The following is an 18,814-nucleotide window of genomic DNA, read 5'->3' as shown; positions in this document are numbered from 1 at the left end:
CGCCAGAATACTATTGCGAGTGTCTATGGTCAAGTATTCCACTCCCTAAACAAGAAAACCCTCCTTCTTGCCTGTCTTAGCAAGAAGAAGGGATTTGAGTTAGTTATTTCTTCGGTGGCAGGAAGTCTTCCGGTCCGCTTTTTTTCCACAATCAGATGGAGGTCCTTCACGAATTGACAGAAAAAAATTTTGTTAGAGATTTGATAAAACATATGTAAAATTTTGGCCGGAATAGCTGGATTCGAACCAACGATCACGAAGTCAAAGTCTGTTGCCTTACCACTTGGCTATAGTCCATTAAAATCCCCTATAAAGGGGATTTGTATTATTGATATCCATTTTGTTGTTGAGCGGAACTTTGTTGCACTTGAGCTGTAGCCTGTGCTTGCTGAATTTGTTGTTGGGCCTGTTGTAGCTGTTGCTGTGCCTGTTGTAATTGTTGCTGTTGTTGTGCATTCGCTTGTGCTCCAGCTTGTTGTTGAGCTTGTTGAATTTGCTGCTGTGCTTGTTGCAGCTGTTGCTGTGCCTGTTGGAGTTGCTGTGGATTAGCGCTAGCTTGAGCTTGTTGAACAGCTTGTTGTGCTTGCTGTGCAGATTGAATAGCTTGTTGCATTTGTTGTTGCTGTGTCATAAATAGTTGCCTCCCTGATGAATATTTCGCTCAGTAGTTAAAAAAAGCACCTCAACTACATAACTTAAACTTTGCAAAATGAAAGTAATTTATACAAAAATAACTTTTCCCTCTGATAGAGGAAGGGAGGAATCATTAAATGGTTACCAAGAAATTTCAGTTTTTACTACTTCACAATGAACTAAAGGAAAGGTATGCCTACACACATAACATGACAAACACATTTATGAACGAGGTCTTTTTAACTTTCATTTTTTCATCAATTTTCACTTTGTTGTTCATCAAATGTGACGACTTCATCTACTTTTTGTCTAGGTTTACCATATATTTCTTTTGTTTTATATGAATGGATATCTTTATACATTGTTTGAACTTGTTTAAAAATATCTTCTTCTGTCTCACTTTCATTCGGTGACCAGTAAAGTATTTCTAGATCCACTGGCTTGTTTGTTACAAGTGAACGGGGATTATAACCAATGGACTTAGCATGGATAAAACCTTCTCGATTATAGAAACGTAATCTTTTTTCTGTATCGGAATCATCGTAATCAATCGGCTCTACCTCTAACAAAATCGGCTTGTTTTTCTTTTTCATATCTTCGATTAATGAATGACCTATCCCTTGACCTCTCGATTTCAATGAAACCCATATATAGTCAATAAAAATAAAATTATCAAACTCTGCGTACATCATCACATGATGAGGACCTTCATCTTTATGATAAGTATCGCCCATTTCACTTAATAATTTATCCATATGCTCTTTTGATTTCATTTCCTCAGCAGGAAAGTATTCATTTAATTTCTCGTACCAATCCATTAAGTCGTTTCCTTTCATTTGATTCCATATCATTTTTGAATTGATGATAGGATTCCACAAAGCGTACATTTTTAATCATCCGCAAAAGCGTTAAACAGGAAATTTTGTGAAAAAAAGGGGCTTCTTACCAAGACACTGCCATAGAATTTAAGAAGAATAATCCTTCTCCTATTGCGAATAGAACAGAACAATTCTTAATGAAGGAATAGGAGGGCAAAAATAAAAACCGAAAGATGGCCTCCTATGTTCTAAAAAAGAAAACTAAAATCGGTAATACAAGAAACAGCAATGTCTTGCAAGGAACAATTAGAATTTGAAAAAGAACTTCTTCGATTAGAAAATGCTTATTTTAACAAATAAAAGCGTTTCAAAAGTAACAGGATGCCCATCTCGAAAAGACAAGCAGCATTGACATTCAAACTCAAAGAAGAAAGCTCAAATTAAAAAGTATTAAAGGTTGTGGGGATACGGAGATAACTTATCATAATCATGTCCAATAACGAGAAAATCCCCTTCCGCCAGAAGGGGATTTTCTCGTATTTATTTATTTTTTCGGCGGCAGGAAGTCTTCGGGCCCGCCCTTCCCTCTTTTTCTATTTAGATTCTGTGAGGGGCCTATCCCCGAGGAACCAGCGGTTCCACCGCTCCCCGCTGTATTTCCAGACGTACTCTTATTTACATTTGTCTGCTCAATCGTTTTATCCAGTTTTGCCAGGTAGTTGCTCGCGAATTGCTTTCCGCCCAAGCCGAATGCCAAACCAAATGCTAAGGCCAGTCCGCCAAGGATCAAGATGAACGCGGAGTTGACGATCGTCGCTGCAATTCCAAGCTGATCCAAAGCCATGAAAATGGAAAGCGCAATGATCGCATATTTGGCTACTGCAGCCAATATTCTAAAGCTTGGTCCAGTCAAGATGTTGGACAGCACTTTGGAAACGATATTCGCAACGATCAATCCAAGTGCCAGGATAAGAACTGCAGCCAATACCATCGGCAAGTAGGCCGTGATGGCTGTCAGCATCGTAACTAGGAATCCAAGCTTTACTAGATTCAAAGCTTCAATGGTTAATAGGAAGACAACAAGGACCTGTGCGATATATCCGACAAGATCGGACATGAGCATCTTTCCTGAACCCGGCTTCCAGTTGCCGATTTCCATTTTGCGTGTCAACGAATCAAACCCGACTCTTTGTAAAAGGTTCGCCACGATTTGACGTACCCATTTTCCAATCCAGATGCCAAGCATGATCAGAAGAACCGCAATAATAATATTCGGAATCATCGTCATGATGTCATTCAGCATGGCAATGGCCGGAGCTGTGATGGCACGGATCTGCAATTGGTCAAGTGCTGAGATAACAATTGGAATCATGATGAGTACGAATATGATTGTGCCGATTACGGATGATAGCGTAGTTCCGCCCAAAATTTTGTCCAAGCCCAAACGACTTGCCAATTTTTCTGTTCCGACTGATTGAAGCAGTCCCGTTACAAGGTCGCGGATAATTTTTGCCACGAGCCAGCCGATAAAGAAAATAAGTGCAGCAGCAAGAAGTTTCGGGATGAACGCGAGCATGCTGTCGAGCATTCCCCGGAACGGTTCTGCAATACCGCTAATGTTCAAAGCCGATAACACAGCTGGAATGAACAGAAGCATGACTAAGTAAAAGACGATGTTGCCCGCTGTATGTGTGAATTTTTTCCCTTCGGTGTCAGATTCGGCCACGTTCATTTTCTTCATGGCGCCTGTCACTTTTGGATTGTGACCGATTTTTTCGACAAGCATTCTAAGCAGACTTGCAATCACGAATGCCAGAAGTAGAATCAAGCCCGCCTTCAGGATAGCCGGAATGAATCCGAGCATTGTATCAAACATGCCCATAAACGGTGAAGCGATAGCTCCAAGATTTAGCATATGGAAGAAAATCATAAAGACAAATACTAGTAAAACATAGTAGACGATTTTGCCTATCATTTCATTTGTATTAATTCTTTTCTTGCCTGGATCACCGTCCGGGACATTTCTTCTGCTGAAAAGTTTTTCATCCCAGCTTGTTTTCCTTAATAGTTTTTCAACCGCTTTTCCAATGGCTTTTGCAACAATCCATCCAATCAACAGGACAATCAGTGCCCATATGAGGTTTGGCAGCTTAGCCAAATAAATGGATATCCAATCGGTAAAGTCATATCTCATCTGCAAATCTCCTCCTTACAAAGTATCTTTTACGTCCTATACCTTATAAGGAGGAGAATTAAACAATTAACTTGGTAAATAATTCAAATTTGAGGATAACCGCACAAAAAAGACTCTCTCTTTAACAGAGAGCCCGTTTTGGTAAGTATAGAAGTGATATATTGAAGAAACTCTTTGAAAGCGCTTTAATAGAAGTGAGACTAAGAAAGGAATGATAGGTCTAAAGCCAAATTTAAGAAAAAGACAGTATGCACAACCGCGAAGATAATTCCAGACTTTGTAGATTTGTTCATAAATTTGTCACTCCTTTTTTTTAGTGTTTTTAGTATATACCCGAATAGAGGATGTTGTAAATAATTTTTTTATCCTTTTTTTTAAAAAATTTCCATCTCGAAAAATTTTAATCTAGCAAGGGGGTATTTTTCATGTCCAAGACTTACTTTTTTACTGGCTACCCTGGATTCATCGCCTCTACTCTAATTAAACATATGTTAGAAAATGGATATCATGCAAAGCAAATCTATCTGCTTGTACAGCAGCAGTTTTTGGAAAAAGCGAAGCTTGAACTGGAAAAGTTAAAGGAAGAATTACATATTGAAGGAAATTTATTTACTTTGGTAACTGGGGATATTACGAAATCCAATCTGGACATAGACACTCCGTTACAGGAAGTGACGCATGTTTTTCATCTGGCGGCGGTCTATGACCTCGCTGTTCCTGAAAAAATCGCCCAAACGGTCAATGTGGAAGGTACCAGGAATATGAATGACTGGGTCCAGACCCTGCCCAAACTCGAGCGGTATGTCTACTTCAGCACGGCGTATGTCGCCGGAAAAAGGGAAGGTCGAATTCTTGAAGCTGAGCTCGAAATGAATCAAAACTTCAAAAATCATTATGAACATACGAAGTATGAAGCCGAAGTACTTGTGAAAAAGCTGCTCGATCAAGGGTTGCCAGTAACCATTATCCGCCCGGGAATCGTCGTCGGCGACTCAATTACAGGTAAGACGACCAAATTTGACGGCCCCTATTTCATGTTGATTTTTTTTGATCGGCTGAAATTTTTTCCGTTTATTCCCTACTTGGGGAAAGGCCAGGCCACGGGAAATTTCGTGCCCATAGATTATATATTGAAGGCAACGGTTTATTTGGCACATGCCGATCAAGGTGCTCGAAAAACTTACCATTTGACAGACCCCAACCCTTATCGCGTAAAAGACGTGTATCGGACGCTCATGGAAGAGCTTCTCGGAAGAAAGCCTCTTGGAACGATACCCCTTTCCGTCGCAAGATGGTTCCTATCCATCCGCGCCTTTAGAAAATGGACCCGGGTGGAAAAAGAGGCCTTGGACTATTTTTCTTGTATGGCGGAATATGACAGCACGCAAGCACAGGAGGATTTGAAAGGTTCAGGCATTACCTGCCCTGATTTCAAAGTAGTCATCACTCCTATGGTACAATTTTACAAACAACACAAAAATGACTCGAGTAAACATATCAAGATCAGATAAGGAGACTGTCTTATGGAATCCTATGAATCTCTTGTTACAAAACAGCGCGATTTTTTCCGGACAAATCAAACAAAGGATATCGCCTTCCGCCTGAATGCCCTTGAAAAATTGAGGAGCGCCGTCAAGCTGTACGAAACCGAACTCATCACGGCACTTAATGATGACCTGAATAAATCCGAATTTGAAGCGTACTCGACTGAAGTCGGGATCATATTGGAAGAACTCCGGTTCACAATCAGCAAGCTGCGGTCATGGGCAAAGCCTGTCAAAGTGAAGACGCCGCTCACCCATATCGGTTCGGCCAGCTATATTTACTCAGAACCTTATGGGACAGCATTGATTATTTCTCCATGGAATTATCCGTTTCAACTGGCAGCTGCCCCTTTGATTGGGGCAATCGCCGCCGGGAACTGCGCGATCGTCAAGCCATCGGAGCTGACTCCGCGGACTTCTGAGGTTTTTTCAAAAATAATCCGGGAGATTTATCCGGAAAAATACATTGCTGTTGTTCAAGGCGGAGTGGAGACAAGCCAATCCCTTCTCCAAGAAAAGTTTGACAAGATTTTCTTCACTGGCAGTGTGTCTGTCGGAAAAACGGTGATGGAAGCTGCCGCTAAACACCTCACACCTGTCACATTAGAGCTGGGCGGAAAAAGTCCCTGTATCGTTCATGAGGACGCAAATTTGAAACTGGCCGCCAAACGGATTGCCTGGGGAAAATTTACGAACGCAGGACAAACGTGCATCGCACCTGATTATTTGTATGTCCACAAGGGGATCAAGGAGCAATTTTTAAGCTTTTTAAAAGAAGCCATTCAAGAAATTTTCGGCGGGCGGTCCTTGACGCGAATCGTCAGCGAAAGGCATTTCAACCGGCTCACTTCATTTCTGAATCAGGGGGACATTTTTACAGGTGGAAATGCCAGCAGAGAAGAATTATCCATCGAACCCACTGTTCTTACAGGCATCACATGGGAAGACCCGATCATGGAAGAGGAAATTTTCGGACCCATCCTTCCAATCATGGAATACAAAAATCTCGATGACGTAATCGAAAGCATCCATACGCATCCAAATCCGCTCGCTCTGTATCTTTTTACCGAAGGCACAGGGATACAGAAGAAAATACTAAACTCGGTCTCTTTTGGAGGCGGGTGTGTCAATGACACTGTTTATCATGCCGCATCGCCCTATTTGCCGTTCGGCGGGGTCGGAACAAGTGGAATCGGCGCCTATCACGGCAAGAGCAGCTTTGACGTTTTTTCCCATAAAAAAAGCGTCCTGAAACAGACGACTCTATTCGATATCCCTTTTCGCTATCCAAATGTGAAAAATGCATTAAAGAGCATCAAGTTGTTTCTTAAATAGGCCAGCAATTGGTATTATTAAAAGTCACACTTGTTAATAATACTTCCTGATTTAATGTTACACATTAAATGGGTTAAAAAATGAAGGATAGGTGAGCAATAATACGGACTCAACCTGTCCTTATTTGTACTACAATGACCTCATTTACTACTACACTGAAATTTTACTACTACAAAATCCCATATGCTTATTCAACTAAAGCGCCCGATTGTTGAATTACAGTCTTTCATAAAAATGAATAATCTCATTCTAAATCCATTTTTTAACACACCATTTTACATATAAACGGAAAACGACCGTACGATTAAAAACATACTTACTAATCCCCAAACTGTAGCTCCCACTATCCACCAAACAACGGGTTTAGGTGAAATCTGTTTACTCTCCATACTTTCCTTATTTTCTATTATTAAAGCGACCTTCCTTTCCATACTTTTTTTCATAGAAACAAGAACAACAAATCCGAATACGATGAAACCAACAGTTATCCAAAGCAACAAATCCATTTTTACACCCCATTTTTTATGAGTTACTTTCCTAGCTAGGCCAGCTACATAGTTAAAGTGCAATCCGAAGCAATTTTTATTTTATTTTTATAAATAAATTTCCAACTACCTTCGAAGTAAGATCTTCTGCAATCTGGTCCGTTTGTCGAAACTGTTAATGAAATAAACTAAAGATAATATCGGCTATGTAAGTCTCCAAGAATGCAGCCACGATAATCATCGGTAATATTAATACCATGTAAATCTTAATTGTACCTAAAGTTTTCTTAACAAGAGAAATCCCATCTTTATCTTTCTTAAATACACTTCTAATTTTACCTCTAATCACTCGATTTAACTCAAAAAGAACTGCTGCAAATAAACAAAATGCAAAAATTTCAACGAAATAATGTGGAATAGAAGACGCAATTATCTCAATACCTTTTTTATAATCGACTTGCAAAACAACACCAAAAAGAATACCCGGAAGAATAGCAGTTGAGATTACATTTATAAGATAAAGAAATTGTATAGGAATTAAGGTCAAGACAACCATTTGCAAAGGCACCATAAACCCATTATTAACAACGTATGCCCATATTTTTTTAATCCCTGTAGATTCTTTTAATTGATTCGATGAATTATCTCCTAACGATTTCATCACTCCTTTTAAATCAGGATTGACAATGTAAGTTATCACTGTTGCCAGTACTGTTATTATCGCTGCGCAAACAAAAAAAGTTACAGCCCTTTTAAATATAGTTTTATTTATTATCTTAAGAATTGTCGCCACCTCATCCATTAGATAGATTAAAGATATTCATTATTCCACAATCTGGCCCGTTAATATAATAACAATTGCTACTCACTTTGAGCATTCTTCGACTGCAAGTTTTTGTAATAAGTGAGGTCATTTAGAGGTCTCATAAACAAAAAAGTACACCACTATATATAAGTGATGTACTTAACTTTTTTAAATGTGTGACACTAAAGACAAACGTCTGTTCTGCCAATAAAAAGGCACATTCACTTGCCCTTAATTTTACAGAGTAGCTGGCCTACAGTTCAAATTCCCACTCGTCCTTCATGTTCAAGTACAAAACAAGAAGCGAGTCCTCCAGTTCTCCGGTATTTTTTCCTCCTGTCTCCCATCCGATTTTCGGAAACAGAATCTCCGCCACTTGCTTCGTCAAATCGTGGCGTTCTTCCCAAGGCAGCTGCATTAGACGGTTGCTGTATGTACGAATCAGATTCCAATCTTGGGCATTTAGCGCGCTAAGGGAAAATTCATCAATTGTAAGGTCGTGTTTGGACAGTCCTCTGCTTTGAATTTCCTTTTCAACAGGCGTAAGCTTTCCTAAACGCTTCGCTTTCCTTTCGTGAACAACAATCGTTCCAGCAACTAAATCCCCGAGCCTTTTATGCTGTGGATGGAAAAAGATCATTAGCAGTCCCGTTAAATAACTGGCAGGCAGCGAGTCAACAATACGCATCACATTGCGGATGAAGCTCGATAGCAACGTCAGGCTATGGCCGTTATCCTGGATCACCCGAATGCCGAGAGCCCTTTTCCCGATCGTTTTTCCGCCAAAGTAAAATTCCATAAAAACAAAATATCCCCAGTTAAGGATAAAGAGCCCGACGATCGCGATGCCGAAAATAATGGAGCTGATCTCATCATCCAATGCGGAAAACGAAGCACCGCCGGTCAAAAGGATCAATAGGACGATAACAACGAGTATATTGATTAGGGACAAAATGAGGCTATCGAGCAAATAAGCTGCTGCTCTGCTCCCCAGTCCAGCTAATTGGAATTGTATAGAAACGAATTCAGGCGTTTTTATGCCGACTCGGTCTTTTTCCATGGTTTTTCCTCCTTTCCCAAGTTGATGCTTCTATTACTTAGGAGTGTTACTATAATAATAGAGTATAGATGCAGATCTATTACAAGAGGTGACTGCCTGCATGAATGTTAAACAATTTATTAAAAAACATCGTGATGACTGGAAGCAGCTGGAACAGCTCGTCACAACGATGCATAAACGAAAAAAAGATGTAACGGGATCCACCATTGATCAATTTTACAGACTCTATCAAAAGGCCGCTCAAAATCTTTCGTACTCCCAGACTTATTTCCCAAAAGAAGAAGTTACAGTTTATTTAAACGGCCTTGTTTCCAAATCCCATAATGTATTATATAAAGACCAAATATCGAGCATGCACCAGGTACGCCATTTTTTCAGTACAACATTTATCCGCCTGCTTTGGGAACAATGGAAATTTGTCGTTGCAGCATTGGTTCTTTTTACAATCGGTGCAATCGGCAGTTACATATCCGTTCTCCAGGACCCCCAAAATATGTATGCGATTCTTCCTCCTGAGATTGCCTATGGCGTCGATCCGGAAGCAATCGGAGATAACAGCGGATGGGATTCCTCCGTGATGTCAGCCAGCATCATGACCAACAACATCCAAGTGGCCATGCTGGCATTTGCCGGAGGAATCACCTTTGGATTACTGACTGTCTACATCTTAATTTACAACGGCATCATCATCGGTGCCCTCGCCGCTTTGTTTTGGACTCACGGTAAAACCTATGAATTTTGGGCTTACATTGTCCCTCACGGGATGATCGAACTGACTGCCATTTTCATCGCAGGCGGAGCAGGACTCCTGATGGGATACAAACTCTTTGTGCCTGGACACCTTTCAAGGGGATACCAGCTAAAGGTAAATGCAAAGCGTTCCGTCCAGCTCTTACTGGGCACAATCCCGCTATTCGTCATTGCCGGAATCATCGAAGGCTTCATCACTCCGGCGCCCATCCCGTTGGAAGCAAAATATTTCGTCGCTTTCGCAACCGTCCTTGGCTTGATCTTCTACTTCATTATAGGAAAGAGACTCTTCCTGAAGGAGAGCGGGGTATTGGAATAAGAAAAGCGCAAGGCGCCTGGAGCTAGACATAGCGCATATTTTCCTGAATGAAAACTTAGACAGATTTTACACTTTCTTACCTTTTATAGTTTGAGCCTGGGCGAGGAAACGCCCAGGTCTTTTCTTTGTCCAAGATTCAAATCGAACGGCCTGATGCCGGATTGCAGTTTCTGAATCTGGATAGTATTTCCGGAATCTAAACAGTATCCTTGCCAAATCGGACAGTATTTCCGAATCTTGGACAGTATTACTTCCCAAACGGACAGTATTTTTAAAAACTGGACAGTATCCTTTCCAAACGGACAGATTCCTGACAACCCGGACAGTATCACTTCCAGACAAGATTACATTTCCCCGCAGTCCCAACTCAAGCCTTATCCGCATCAAACCGCACTATATTTCCGGCAATGTCCGCTTCCCCTCACAAAAGATTTCGGTTCATTAAATCAATATAATAAGAGACGGATGCAACCGCCAGCTTTTCTTCATCGGCTTCGGCCATGAGCAGACCCTGGTTCTCCCATTTGGCCTTTTCTTTCTTTTTAAAAAGCATCTGCTGTTGGGCGATGCTTTTGATCATGGCCTGCTCTACTTGTTTAGGCGCCTCATTGATCCTTTGCTTGATCACCTGGTCTTCCAACCCGATCATGAAAAATAGATGGCGCCGCCTGATCCGCATCAAATAGGCCAGGGCGTTTTCTTCGTACAGAAAAGTACGGATATCGCTGAACAATAGCATGAGGCTCCGCTTTTTCTGCATCGTTTCCAAGAACGAAAAAACTGACGCGTAATTCGATTCCACCGGGTCGACCTGCAAATCATAGATTGATTTGAGTATGGTCTGCATATGTTCCATGCCCTTTGCAGGCGGAACAAACACTTTCACGTCTTTGGAAAAAGCGAGGACTGCCACGTAATCGCCTTTTCGCAATGCAGCAGCAGCGACAGTCATGGAGGCTTCTAGCGCCCGTTCCAGACGGTTGCCCTTTTTCAGCTCCGCTCCCATCATTCTTCCACAATCTATTAAAATCGTAATATACTTTCCGTGCTCAGGCTCATATTCGTTTGTCATGACTTCCTGAAGCTTCGCTGTCTGCCTCCAGTTGATCATGCGTGGATCGTCGCCTGCCGCGTATTTTCTGATCTGGGAAAACTCCCCTGACCCGCTTTGAAATTTGCGGATGTGCATGCCTTCATGCAATAAAAATTTTTGAGCATCCTGCAAATACTGCTTCGTTTCAGTCATGTCCGGGATGACTCTCAGAGCGTGCGGCAATTCGACTGTCGTCTGTTTTTCCCACAATCCAAAAGTACTTTTATAACGGAAGTACAGACGATTGGTTTCGTAGTCTCCTCGAACTTCTGCACTCGTTTCGTACGAAGCCTTCAAAACCCTTTCATCCGGAGCAACACCCCGGACAGGGAACGGCCGCTTGAAAGTTTGCGGTAAACTATCGACAATCGCGTACGAAAATGGACGCGCCGCTCTATTCTTGATTTCAACCTCCACTGTATACGGAAGATCCCGCTCCATTTCTGCCGGCATATTCCGTTTAAAGCTCAGATCCTTTTTTCTCGGAGAAAAAAACAGATCCAGGAAGCTGGCAAAAAAAACAATCACGTTCATGGCCACAACGTACATCCACGAAAGATCTGTAAAAATTCCAATCAGAACAAAGAAAGCGGAAACGCCCAGGAAAATGAACAGCAGCCGCTTGGTCGGCAATATCCCCCTATCTTGGAACAGGAACCGAGCCCACAAGCTCTTCAATGACTTGGTCAACGAATCCTCCCTCCAATTCCACATGCGGGGCTAATTGAATCCGGTGTCTGAGTGACGGCTTAGCAACCATTTTCACATCATCTGGGGTCACGTAGTTCCGGTTGTCCAGGTAGGCCCACGCCTGGGCGGCTTTCCCGATCGAAATCGCAGCCCTTGTACTCGCCCCGAACCGGATGGCGTCTGTTTCCCTAGTCTTTCTTACAATGTGCATGATATAGTCCAGGACACTGTCATTCACAGTGACCTGCTCAATCTCTTTTCTTATTTTTAAAAACTCGGCCATGTCGAGCACAGGCGATAAAGCCGCTGATTTAAAGTTGTTTTCAATCACATTCTTCAGGACATCTTTCTCTTCTTCAAAACTTGGAAATTCTATGTGCAGCTTGAACAGGAAACGGTCCTGCTGTGCCTCCGGCAACGGATATGTCCCTTCAAATTCAATCGGGTTCTGGGTTGCCACAACAAAGAACACATCAGCTAGCGGGTAGGTCGTGCCTTGGATGGTGACTTGCCCTTCTTCCATCGCTTCCAAAAGGGCTGCCTGCGTTTTAGCCGGGGTCCGGTTAATTTCGTCCGCCAGCAGGATATTTGTAAAAATCGGTCCTTTCAGCGTGTCGAAGGTTCCCTCTTTCACGTTATAGATTACACTTCCTGTAATATCGCTCGGAAGGAGGTCGGGTGTAAACTGAATACGGCTGAATTGTCCGCCCAATAGTTCCGCAAGCGTTCTGACCGTTGCTGTTTTTCCCGTTCCCGGCACACCTTCCAAAAGCACGTGGCCGCCCGCGAGAATTGCAGACAGCAAGAGTCTGAGATTCGTGCTTTGTCCCAAAATCCGCTCTTCGTATTTTTCCAATAAAGTCAATACTTGTGTACTCATCCCTCTTCCACCACTTTCCTCATCCGGTCAATTTTCTTCGACCATAATAAGTATTCCTGTTTGCTCAGCTTTTCTTTATTTAAAACATTTGTTAGACCTGCCAAAAAGGAATCCAGCTCATTTTTAGCCATCTGGCCGCCAAATTTCCATTCCAAAAGGGCAGACAGTTCCTTCCAGTCCTTTCGGTAAGGAATGTGCCACCTCTCCTGCAGCAAAAATTTTAAATAATCCGCCTGAATAACGATTGAATCATGGTAGCGGCTGCTCCTCATATACCAGGCAGCCAATGCTCGGATCCCCTCATCACTGAATCGGACAGTCGCTTCTCTCGGGCTGTATATCGGGCCAAACCGTTTCCCTTGGTACCAAAGCCACAGGATGGCAAGTATCGCTCCCTGGAACATAATGAGCAAAAACCACATGGGATAGGCGTTTAATGCTTTTTCCCCGCCCTGAGGCGTATGTATGTACTCGTCAAATAAAAATTGCCCGCCTTCTGCTTCATTCATCAATGAAACGAGGAGCTCCACGTGATCTTTATCAAGAATCTTTCCATTCGTCATCCATTCCGGAAAAACTGATACGATAAGCCGGCCTTCTCCGAACGGACGCTCAAGCGCAATCGTTCCGGCATCATCATATAAAAGGATGTCATCCTTCTGACTCGTCTGCAGGCGGTTCATGTACGTCATCTCCGCCTTGCGCCTGACATCATTTTTATCATAAAGAACCCCTTTTTCCGGCTCTGCCTCAACGAAGTCTGTCTTTAAACCGAACATCCCCTGCGGATTCTTCTGAAATAGCAAAATCGTATTACCAGATTCCATGAATTTCTCATAAGTCTTCAACTCTTCTGTTTTCGGCATAAACCGCGGCTCAACCATGACAAGAACCTTTCCGCCGTCTTCACCATCCAATGCTTGCGGCGGCTTCTTCCACCTCTGAACAGATTCCGATTCTTCTTTTAAATATGTATACATAGCCTTTGTGCCTGTTGGTGAAGGTGAGTCGGAAACGTAGTCGGGATAGGCGGCAGGCTGCTGGGACTGTAAAAAATATCCGCCGGCAAAAAAACATAAAAGAAAAATGACAAGTAAAACCCAAGTTCTTTTTCCTGATCTCTGCAACTCTTGCGCCCCTCCTATCCTTCCATTGATTTCCGCGGCTCCTCCAGCCACACATAAGCTTCTTTGCGGAACTGATCGTACTCTTGCTTTTCAAGCTGCCGCTCGCCGTAAGTCACTTCATCAAAAACACGCGCCAGATGGTAAAATTGGTCTGCCCATTCTTTGTTGACCTTTCTTAACTCATCATAATACTCCCAATTCGTTTTCCAGATCCTTGCTTCCAGCCATTCTTTTTTATGAAAATAAAGAAGGAGCGCCAAAAACAAATGGCGGGCAGCGAGTGAGTACTCCTGCTGGCCTTCCTGTTTCAGCGCCTCGGACAAATGCATATCGGATGTCCAATCCAGTTCCTTCATCGATTGGAGTGGCGATTTATCGCGGTGCGCTCTTGACCGCTGTGTATTTCGGATGATGAAGTATGCAGCTACGCCAAGCGCGATGACGACCAAGACAATGATCAGCGTCAGAACTGGGCCTGCTGCTGCGCTCGTTGCTTCATAAGAAGGAAAAAGTTTTTCAAGCTGCTCGGCCATCCATTCCTTGGCGTTATCCCACCAGGTCTGCAGCAAACTTTTCGACTGATCGCCATAAATTGTATATTCAGTTCTGCTTAATATTTCCTGCAGCCTTTCTTTAGCCTGATCGGCATCCAACATGAACAATCACCTGACCTAAATTTGTGGTGTGTGATATTCCCCAATCATTTCTTTCAAATCATCGGCATCATTCCGGATCTTCAAGTCAAAGTACATGACGGCATATCCTACGGTAAAAATCATCGTTGTGAAGATGCTTGCTGCACTGATAATGAGTGAGAGCAGCACACTGTTTCCAAGAAGCATTCCAAAGGTCAATTCCAACGTAGTGCTGATAACGGTGATAATCAAAGAGAAGATGATAAATAATCCAAAGAGCACCCAAGTCCGCCCTTTTGTCAATTTCCAGCTGCGTGAGAGTCCGGGAGTCTCCTCTTCGAAGATCACAGCACCGAAATAAAAGCTCCAGCGGGTCAATAAAAGTCCAATCCCGACTGCAAATCCCAAGAAAAGCACAATCGCCAAAATGATTCCGACAATTGGAAAAACAATCGCTCCGACAACACCTGCAATCGTTACGAGAATCACCGGTACAACAAACAAACCAAACGCAATCAAACAAAACAAGATTGTGCTACCAAGCATTGGCCAATATCGTGAAAATGCCTGCTTAATCACGGAACCGACCGTATAATCCTCACCTTTTCGCAAATGGTCAATCGCAAACATGATTGCCGCAGTAGCAACAGGTGCCACGAAAATTGTAACCAGCCCTACTAATGCGATCCCTAAATCGGCCGCCAAGCTTGCGTTTTCCGTTTCGCCGAAACTCATGACCATCTGTTCAAACCATGTCTCTCCTGCCCCGACCTCTCTAAAAAAACTGACGCCCGAAACTAGCTGGATAAACGCCTGAAGCAGATAAATAGGACCCAAGAAAACAAGTAAAATTAAAAAGAAGTCCTTGAAATGCCTTTTGCTTAATCCGAACGTGTGATCAAGAATCTGGCCAAACCCCTTCGGTCTACTAAACTTCTCATCCATCTGTTCTCATAACCCTCCTAAAAATACCCATATCGATTATTTTATCATTGTTCAGACATGTTTTACGAAAAACTTTATGATTACTTTTTTCCACACCTTGACATAAAGCCAAAGTGCTTTTTTGTAGAAATTCTTTTCTATAAAACATACCGAAATTTCGTTACTTTCGAACTATTATTTTTTCAAAAGTGTTATGATTTGATTAACGAAAATTTCTCCTACAGCATGCATATCATCAACGCTGGTTACATATTATCGAATCGTGCTTGCAAGAAGAGTTTGACACCACGATGACTGACATCAAGCCGAAGGTAGATTCGGCCTTCTTACAATCACCTCCAACTTCTGAAACTACTCCATCCAGATTGAATTTCCTTCATTTGAACAGGCAAATTTGATTTGAGACTAGATAAACTCGTTTTCCAGATAAGAAAAAAATATAAAGGGGGCATTTAATTGAAGTCACTGATTCGCTTTAGTATGAAAAATACGCTGGCAGTTTTTATCCTGATTTTCCTGCTTGTCGGCGGCGGGCTTTTTTCAGTCAGCCAAATGAAGATGGAGAAATACCCAGATGTCGATATTCCATATTTCCACGTAAATATCATCTATCCCGGAGCTTCGCCCGAGCAGTCGATGCGGGATATTGGAGAGCCTTTGGAAAAAGAGTTTGCCAATATTGAAGGAGCTGTCAGTGTTTATTCTTGGGCAAATCCGAATAATTTCCACGGAATGATCAAAGCGGATATGTCCGCAGATATGGACGCCCTTGAAGAGGAAGTCAGGAATATTGTCGCTAAAGCCAACCTACCTGAAACGATAAAAGAACCACATTTTTTCAGAGAATCATTGGACGATGTCATTTATATGATTTCATTCAGCGGTGCAGACCAATCCAAGGTTCAGCGTTTTGTCCAGGATGAAGCAGAACCTGCCATACGCTCTGTTAAAGGGATCGATCAAGTCACAGTTCGGGGAGAACAGAAAAAAAATGTATACATAAGCGTACGCCCGGATGATTTGAAGAAAAAAGGCCTTACTCTTGATCAAGTTCAACAAATGATTACGGCCAACCATGTGTCCATCCCGATTGGAGATATCCGTACACCTAAAGATGTATTGCCCATTCGTTTGGATGAACAGATGGCGTCGTTGGAGGACGTCCGTAATATACAGCTTACGGCGGTACCAACACCTGAATCACTGCAAGAAGCAGGCGGCATGCTGGAGACCTTCCGCTTAAGCGATATCGCCGATATTTCATTTGAAGCGAAGAGCCACTCCATCTCCCGAATGAACGGGGAGCCTGCTGTCACGGTCAGCGTTACGGCCAAAGGCGGCGAAGACGTTGTCGGCATAGTCAAGGACGTCAAGAAGGAAATGGATGAACTTACGCTTCCGACCGGCATCAACCAAGAACTGCTGATCGACCAATCCGGCGAAATCGAGAAATCCGTCAATGGAATGCTGCGTGAAGTGCTTCTCGGTGCTTTAATGGCCGCAATTGTTACACTTCTATTTTTACGCAACATACAGTCCACGATCATTGCGGTCATTTCCATACCGCTGTCGATGTGCGCCTCATTCATCGTATTGAATTACTTTGGCTATTCATTAAATATGATGACTTTAGCCGGGATCGCCGTTGCGGTGGGCCGTGTGATCGATGATTCTATCGTTGTGATCGAAAACGTGTTTCGCCGGGTCCGTATATCAAAGAACCGAAGTCCGGAGCTTGTGGAGGACTCCACCAGGGAAGTGGCTGTAGCCATTACGTCTTCAACAATGACAACCGTCGCCGTCTTCCTGCCGCTTGCTTTCGTCCCTGGCATCGTCGGAAAGTTTTTTGTCCCGCTAGCCTGGACTGTTGTCGTGTCCCTGCTCTTCTCACTTCTTGTTGCCATTACGGCGGTGCCGCTATTATCCCGTCTCTTCCTGCTCAAGCTGGAGCATACGGAACATAAGGAGAATGGAATTCAACGACTTTACCGGCGCGTGCTGGATTGGGTGCTTGACCACCGGCTGATCACACTTGCCCTATCCATAGTGCTTTTAGCAGGAAGTGCGGCGATACCCGCCATGGGATGGATCGGCTTCAACTTCCTGCCAAACGAAAAAGCCACCAGCTTCAACATAGAAATAGACATGCCAATCGGCTCCAACATTCAAAAGACGGAACGTGTAGTCAAGCAGGTGGAAGAAACATTGGAAGGACACCCGGATGTCATACAGATTTATACAACTGCCGGTGATGAACATGGCCAAATCACCTATCAAGTCAAAAAAGAGACAGATGTTGACAACCTGGGAGATGAATTGCGAAGCGATTTTGCAAATATTAAGGACGCAGAAAGCATTGTACTGGTGGGCATTGGCGGGATGAGGGTCGATTCTCATTTTAGGATTATCATAAATGGGCCTAATTCAGAGGCGATTTCCAAAGCGTCCGAACAGATTTTACAGGCACTCAAGAAGGTGGATGGCCTTGCAGATGTACGAAGCTCTTCTGAAGGTCAAAAGCCGGAAGTAAACATTGACTTCAATCACGGTGCGTTGGCCGAAAATGGTCTAACACCTGCCGGGGTTGCGATGAGCCTGCGAACAATGATTGAAGGCAGCACAATTACGAGCATAGACATCGAAAAAAAGCCGGCGGATGTCATCCTTCAGCTGCATTCCGACAACATGTCCAATGTATCAAAGTTTGAGGAGCAGGAAATAACAAACCAGTTGGGTCAGCCTATCAAGCTTAAGGAACTCGGTAATATAAAACAAACGCTGGGAGCCATAGACATTTCCCGCCTTGACCAAAAGGAATATTTACAGGTGTACGGAACCATTACGGACGAGAACCAATCACGGGTGACAAACGATGCTTTTGCAGCAATCGATGAACTCGATCTTCCGCGAGGCATAACATTGACATCTGAAGGTGCAGCAAAAGAAATGCGGGAAGGCTTCATCAATATGGGGATCGCATTAGCGGTCAGCGTGATCCTTGTGTATTTTGTCATGCTTCTTGCTTTCGGTGAAGCTGTGATGCCTTTCGTCATTTTAGCCGCCATACCGTTTTCTATCATCGGAGCCATTGGTGGCCTGTTCGCCCTCGGTGAACCGATCGGCATGCCTGCAATGATTGGTTTACTAATGCTGAACGGAATCGTCGTAACGAACGCAATTGTCCTTCTTGACCGCGTAAAACGAAACGAGAAAGCAGGAATGAACCGCAGACAAGCTTTGATGGAAGGCGGCGTGACGCGTGTCCGGCCAATCCTAATGACAGCCATCGCCACAATGGTTGCCCTATTGCCCCTAGCTATCTCATCCGAAGCCGGAGTCGTTTCCCGGGCACTTGCAATTGTTGTGATTGGAGGGCTGGCCAGCTCAACTTTCTTGACTCTATTCATCGTACCGGCTATTTACAGCTTGGTTAAACCGTTCCGAAAAGAATCCGTTGCGGATTTTTCCCATAATAAAAAAGAGGGCATCCTATAAGCGTGC

16 protein-coding genes and 1 tRNA gene are annotated in these 18,814 nt (G+C 43.2%); 4 read left to right on the top strand and 13 right to left on the bottom strand.

Annotated elements, in window-relative coordinates; genetic code table 11:
• Positions 1-223: 223 nt before the first annotated feature.
• The 4 genes from D4T97_RS01345 to D4T97_RS01330 all read right to left on the bottom strand — a co-directional run bounded on the left by D4T97_RS01345 (position 224) and on the right by D4T97_RS01330 (position 3,645).
• Positions 224-297, bottom strand: a tRNA-Gln gene (locus D4T97_RS01345).
• Positions 298-325: 28 nt separating this feature from the next.
• Complete coding sequence (locus tag D4T97_RS01340) at positions 326-631, bottom strand: hypothetical protein (RefSeq protein WP_126046910.1); 306 nt, start codon at positions 629-631, stop codon at positions 326-328.
• A gap of 259 nt (positions 632-890) precedes the next feature.
• Positions 891-1,451 carry an N-acetyltransferase gene (locus D4T97_RS01335; protein WP_126046908.1) on the bottom strand — a complete coding sequence of 187 codons (561 nt, stop codon included), beginning with the start codon at positions 1,449-1,451 and terminating at the stop codon, positions 891-893.
• A gap of 544 nt (positions 1,452-1,995) precedes the next feature.
• Positions 1,996-3,645: a mechanosensitive ion channel gene (locus D4T97_RS01330; RefSeq protein ID WP_126046906.1), complete on the bottom strand. Its 1,650-nt coding sequence runs from the start codon at positions 3,643-3,645 to the stop codon at positions 1,996-1,998.
• Positions 3,646-4,070: 425 nt separating this feature from the next.
• On the opposite strand from D4T97_RS01330, the gene D4T97_RS01325 reads away from it, so the two are divergent.
• Together D4T97_RS01325 and D4T97_RS01320 are read left to right on the top strand one after the other, a co-directional pair.
• Positions 4,071-5,156, top strand: a complete 1,086-nt coding sequence (locus D4T97_RS01325; protein WP_126046904.1) for an SDR family oxidoreductase — start codon at positions 4,071-4,073, stop codon at positions 5,154-5,156.
• Between the two features lie 12 nt (positions 5,157-5,168).
• Positions 5,169-6,524 (top strand): aldehyde dehydrogenase, encoded by a 1,356-nt coding sequence (locus tag D4T97_RS01320; RefSeq protein WP_126046902.1) that lies wholly within the window; start codon positions 5,169-5,171, stop codon positions 6,522-6,524.
• 275 nt (positions 6,525-6,799) lie between these two features.
• Here the strand turns inward: D4T97_RS01320 and D4T97_RS01315 are convergent, their stop codons facing one another.
• The 3 genes from D4T97_RS01315 to D4T97_RS01305 all read right to left on the bottom strand — a co-directional run bounded on the left by D4T97_RS01315 (position 6,800) and on the right by D4T97_RS01305 (position 8,874).
• On the bottom strand, positions 6,800-7,030 hold the full coding sequence (locus D4T97_RS01315) for a hypothetical protein (protein ID WP_126046900.1): 231 nt from the start codon (positions 7,028-7,030) through the stop codon (positions 6,800-6,802).
• A gap of 154 nt (positions 7,031-7,184) precedes the next feature.
• The gene (locus D4T97_RS01310) at positions 7,185-7,802 is read right to left on the bottom strand and encodes a stage II sporulation protein M (RefSeq protein WP_235872120.1); all 618 of its coding nucleotides are present in this window, start codon (positions 7,800-7,802) and stop codon (positions 7,185-7,187) included.
• 265 nt (positions 7,803-8,067) lie between these two features.
• Entirely contained in the window at positions 8,068-8,874 is an 807-nt protein-coding gene (locus D4T97_RS01305; protein ID WP_126046897.1) for an RDD family protein, read from the bottom strand.
• 100 nt (positions 8,875-8,974) lie between these two features.
• On the opposite strand from D4T97_RS01305, the gene D4T97_RS01300 reads away from it, so the two are divergent.
• Complete coding sequence (locus D4T97_RS01300; RefSeq protein WP_126046895.1) at positions 8,975-9,943, top strand: stage II sporulation protein M; 969 nt, start codon at positions 8,975-8,977, stop codon at positions 9,941-9,943.
• A 66-nt stretch (positions 9,944-10,009) separates the two neighbouring features.
• Here the strand turns inward: D4T97_RS01300 and D4T97_RS01295 are convergent, their stop codons facing one another.
• From D4T97_RS01295 to D4T97_RS01270, 6 genes are all read right to left on the bottom strand, one after another.
• The gene (locus D4T97_RS01295; RefSeq protein WP_164525423.1) at positions 10,010-10,285 is read right to left on the bottom strand and encodes a hypothetical protein; all 276 of its coding nucleotides are present in this window, start codon (positions 10,283-10,285) and stop codon (positions 10,010-10,012) included.
• Between the two features lie 79 nt (positions 10,286-10,364).
• Positions 10,365-11,726: a DUF58 domain-containing protein gene (locus D4T97_RS01290; protein WP_235872119.1), complete on the bottom strand. Its 1,362-nt coding sequence runs from the start codon at positions 11,724-11,726 to the stop codon at positions 10,365-10,367.
• Positions 11,677-12,606 (bottom strand): AAA family ATPase, encoded by a 930-nt coding sequence (locus D4T97_RS01285; protein WP_126046892.1) that lies wholly within the window; start codon positions 12,604-12,606, stop codon positions 11,677-11,679. The genes D4T97_RS01290 and D4T97_RS01285 overlap by 50 nt, the downstream gene beginning before the upstream one ends.
• On the bottom strand, positions 12,603-13,733 hold the full coding sequence (locus tag D4T97_RS01280; protein ID WP_126046890.1) for a DUF4350 domain-containing protein: 1,131 nt from the start codon (positions 13,731-13,733) through the stop codon (positions 12,603-12,605). The genes D4T97_RS01285 and D4T97_RS01280 overlap by 4 nt, the downstream gene beginning before the upstream one ends.
• Positions 13,734-13,747: 14 nt before the next feature.
• Entirely contained in the window at positions 13,748-14,389 is a 642-nt protein-coding gene (locus D4T97_RS01275; protein WP_126046888.1) for a DUF4129 domain-containing protein, read from the bottom strand.
• Positions 14,390-14,404: 15 nt separating this feature from the next.
• Complete coding sequence (locus tag D4T97_RS01270) at positions 14,405-15,313, bottom strand: hypothetical protein (RefSeq protein ID WP_126046886.1); 909 nt, start codon at positions 15,311-15,313, stop codon at positions 14,405-14,407.
• A 456-nt stretch (positions 15,314-15,769) separates the two neighbouring features.
• Between D4T97_RS01270 and D4T97_RS01265 the strand changes: the two genes are divergently transcribed.
• Positions 15,770-18,808 carry an efflux RND transporter permease subunit gene (locus D4T97_RS01265; RefSeq protein ID WP_126046884.1) on the top strand — a complete coding sequence of 1,013 codons (3,039 nt, stop codon included), beginning with the start codon at positions 15,770-15,772 and terminating at the stop codon, positions 18,806-18,808.
• Positions 18,809-18,814: the final 6 nt, after the last annotated feature.

Origin of the sequence: Siminovitchia acidinfaciens (assembly GCF_003605385.1) — a bacterium.
Taxonomy (GTDB): Bacteria; Bacillota; Bacilli; order Bacillales; family Bacillaceae_C; genus Siminovitchia; species Siminovitchia acidinfaciens.
This window is presented reverse-complemented; position numbering and strand designations above follow the sequence as displayed.

What these genes read in the sequence shown, in the direction of transcription:
- D4T97_RS01340 (WP_126046910.1), bottom strand. Translation starts at nt 631, where the DNA reads ATGACACAGCAACAACAAATGCAACAAGCTATTCAATCTGCACAGCAA.
- D4T97_RS01335 (WP_126046908.1), bottom strand. Translation starts at nt 1,451, where the DNA reads ATGGATTGGTACGAGAAATTAAATGAATACTTTCCTGCTGAGGAAATG.
- D4T97_RS01330 (WP_126046906.1), bottom strand. Translation starts at nt 3,645, where the DNA reads ATGAGATATGACTTTACCGATTGGATATCCATTTATTTGGCTAAGCTG.
- D4T97_RS01325 (WP_126046904.1), top strand. Translation starts at nt 4,071, where the DNA reads ATGTCCAAGACTTACTTTTTTACTGGCTACCCTGGATTCATCGCCTCT.
- D4T97_RS01320 (WP_126046902.1), top strand. Translation starts at nt 5,169, where the DNA reads ATGGAATCCTATGAATCTCTTGTTACAAAACAGCGCGATTTTTTCCGG.
- D4T97_RS01315 (WP_126046900.1), bottom strand. Translation starts at nt 7,030, where the DNA reads ATGGATTTGTTGCTTTGGATAACTGTTGGTTTCATCGTATTCGGATTT.
- D4T97_RS01305 (WP_126046897.1), bottom strand. Translation starts at nt 8,874, where the DNA reads ATGGAAAAAGACCGAGTCGGCATAAAAACGCCTGAATTCGTTTCTATA.
- D4T97_RS01300 (WP_126046895.1), top strand. Translation starts at nt 8,975, where the DNA reads ATGAATGTTAAACAATTTATTAAAAAACATCGTGATGACTGGAAGCAG.
- D4T97_RS01285 (WP_126046892.1), bottom strand. Translation starts at nt 12,606, where the DNA reads ATGAGTACACAAGTATTGACTTTATTGGAAAAATACGAAGAGCGGATT.
- D4T97_RS01275 (WP_126046888.1), bottom strand. Translation starts at nt 14,389, where the DNA reads ATGTTGGATGCCGATCAGGCTAAAGAAAGGCTGCAGGAAATATTAAGC.
- D4T97_RS01270 (WP_126046886.1), bottom strand. Translation starts at nt 15,313, where the DNA reads ATGGATGAGAAGTTTAGTAGACCGAAGGGGTTTGGCCAGATTCTTGAT.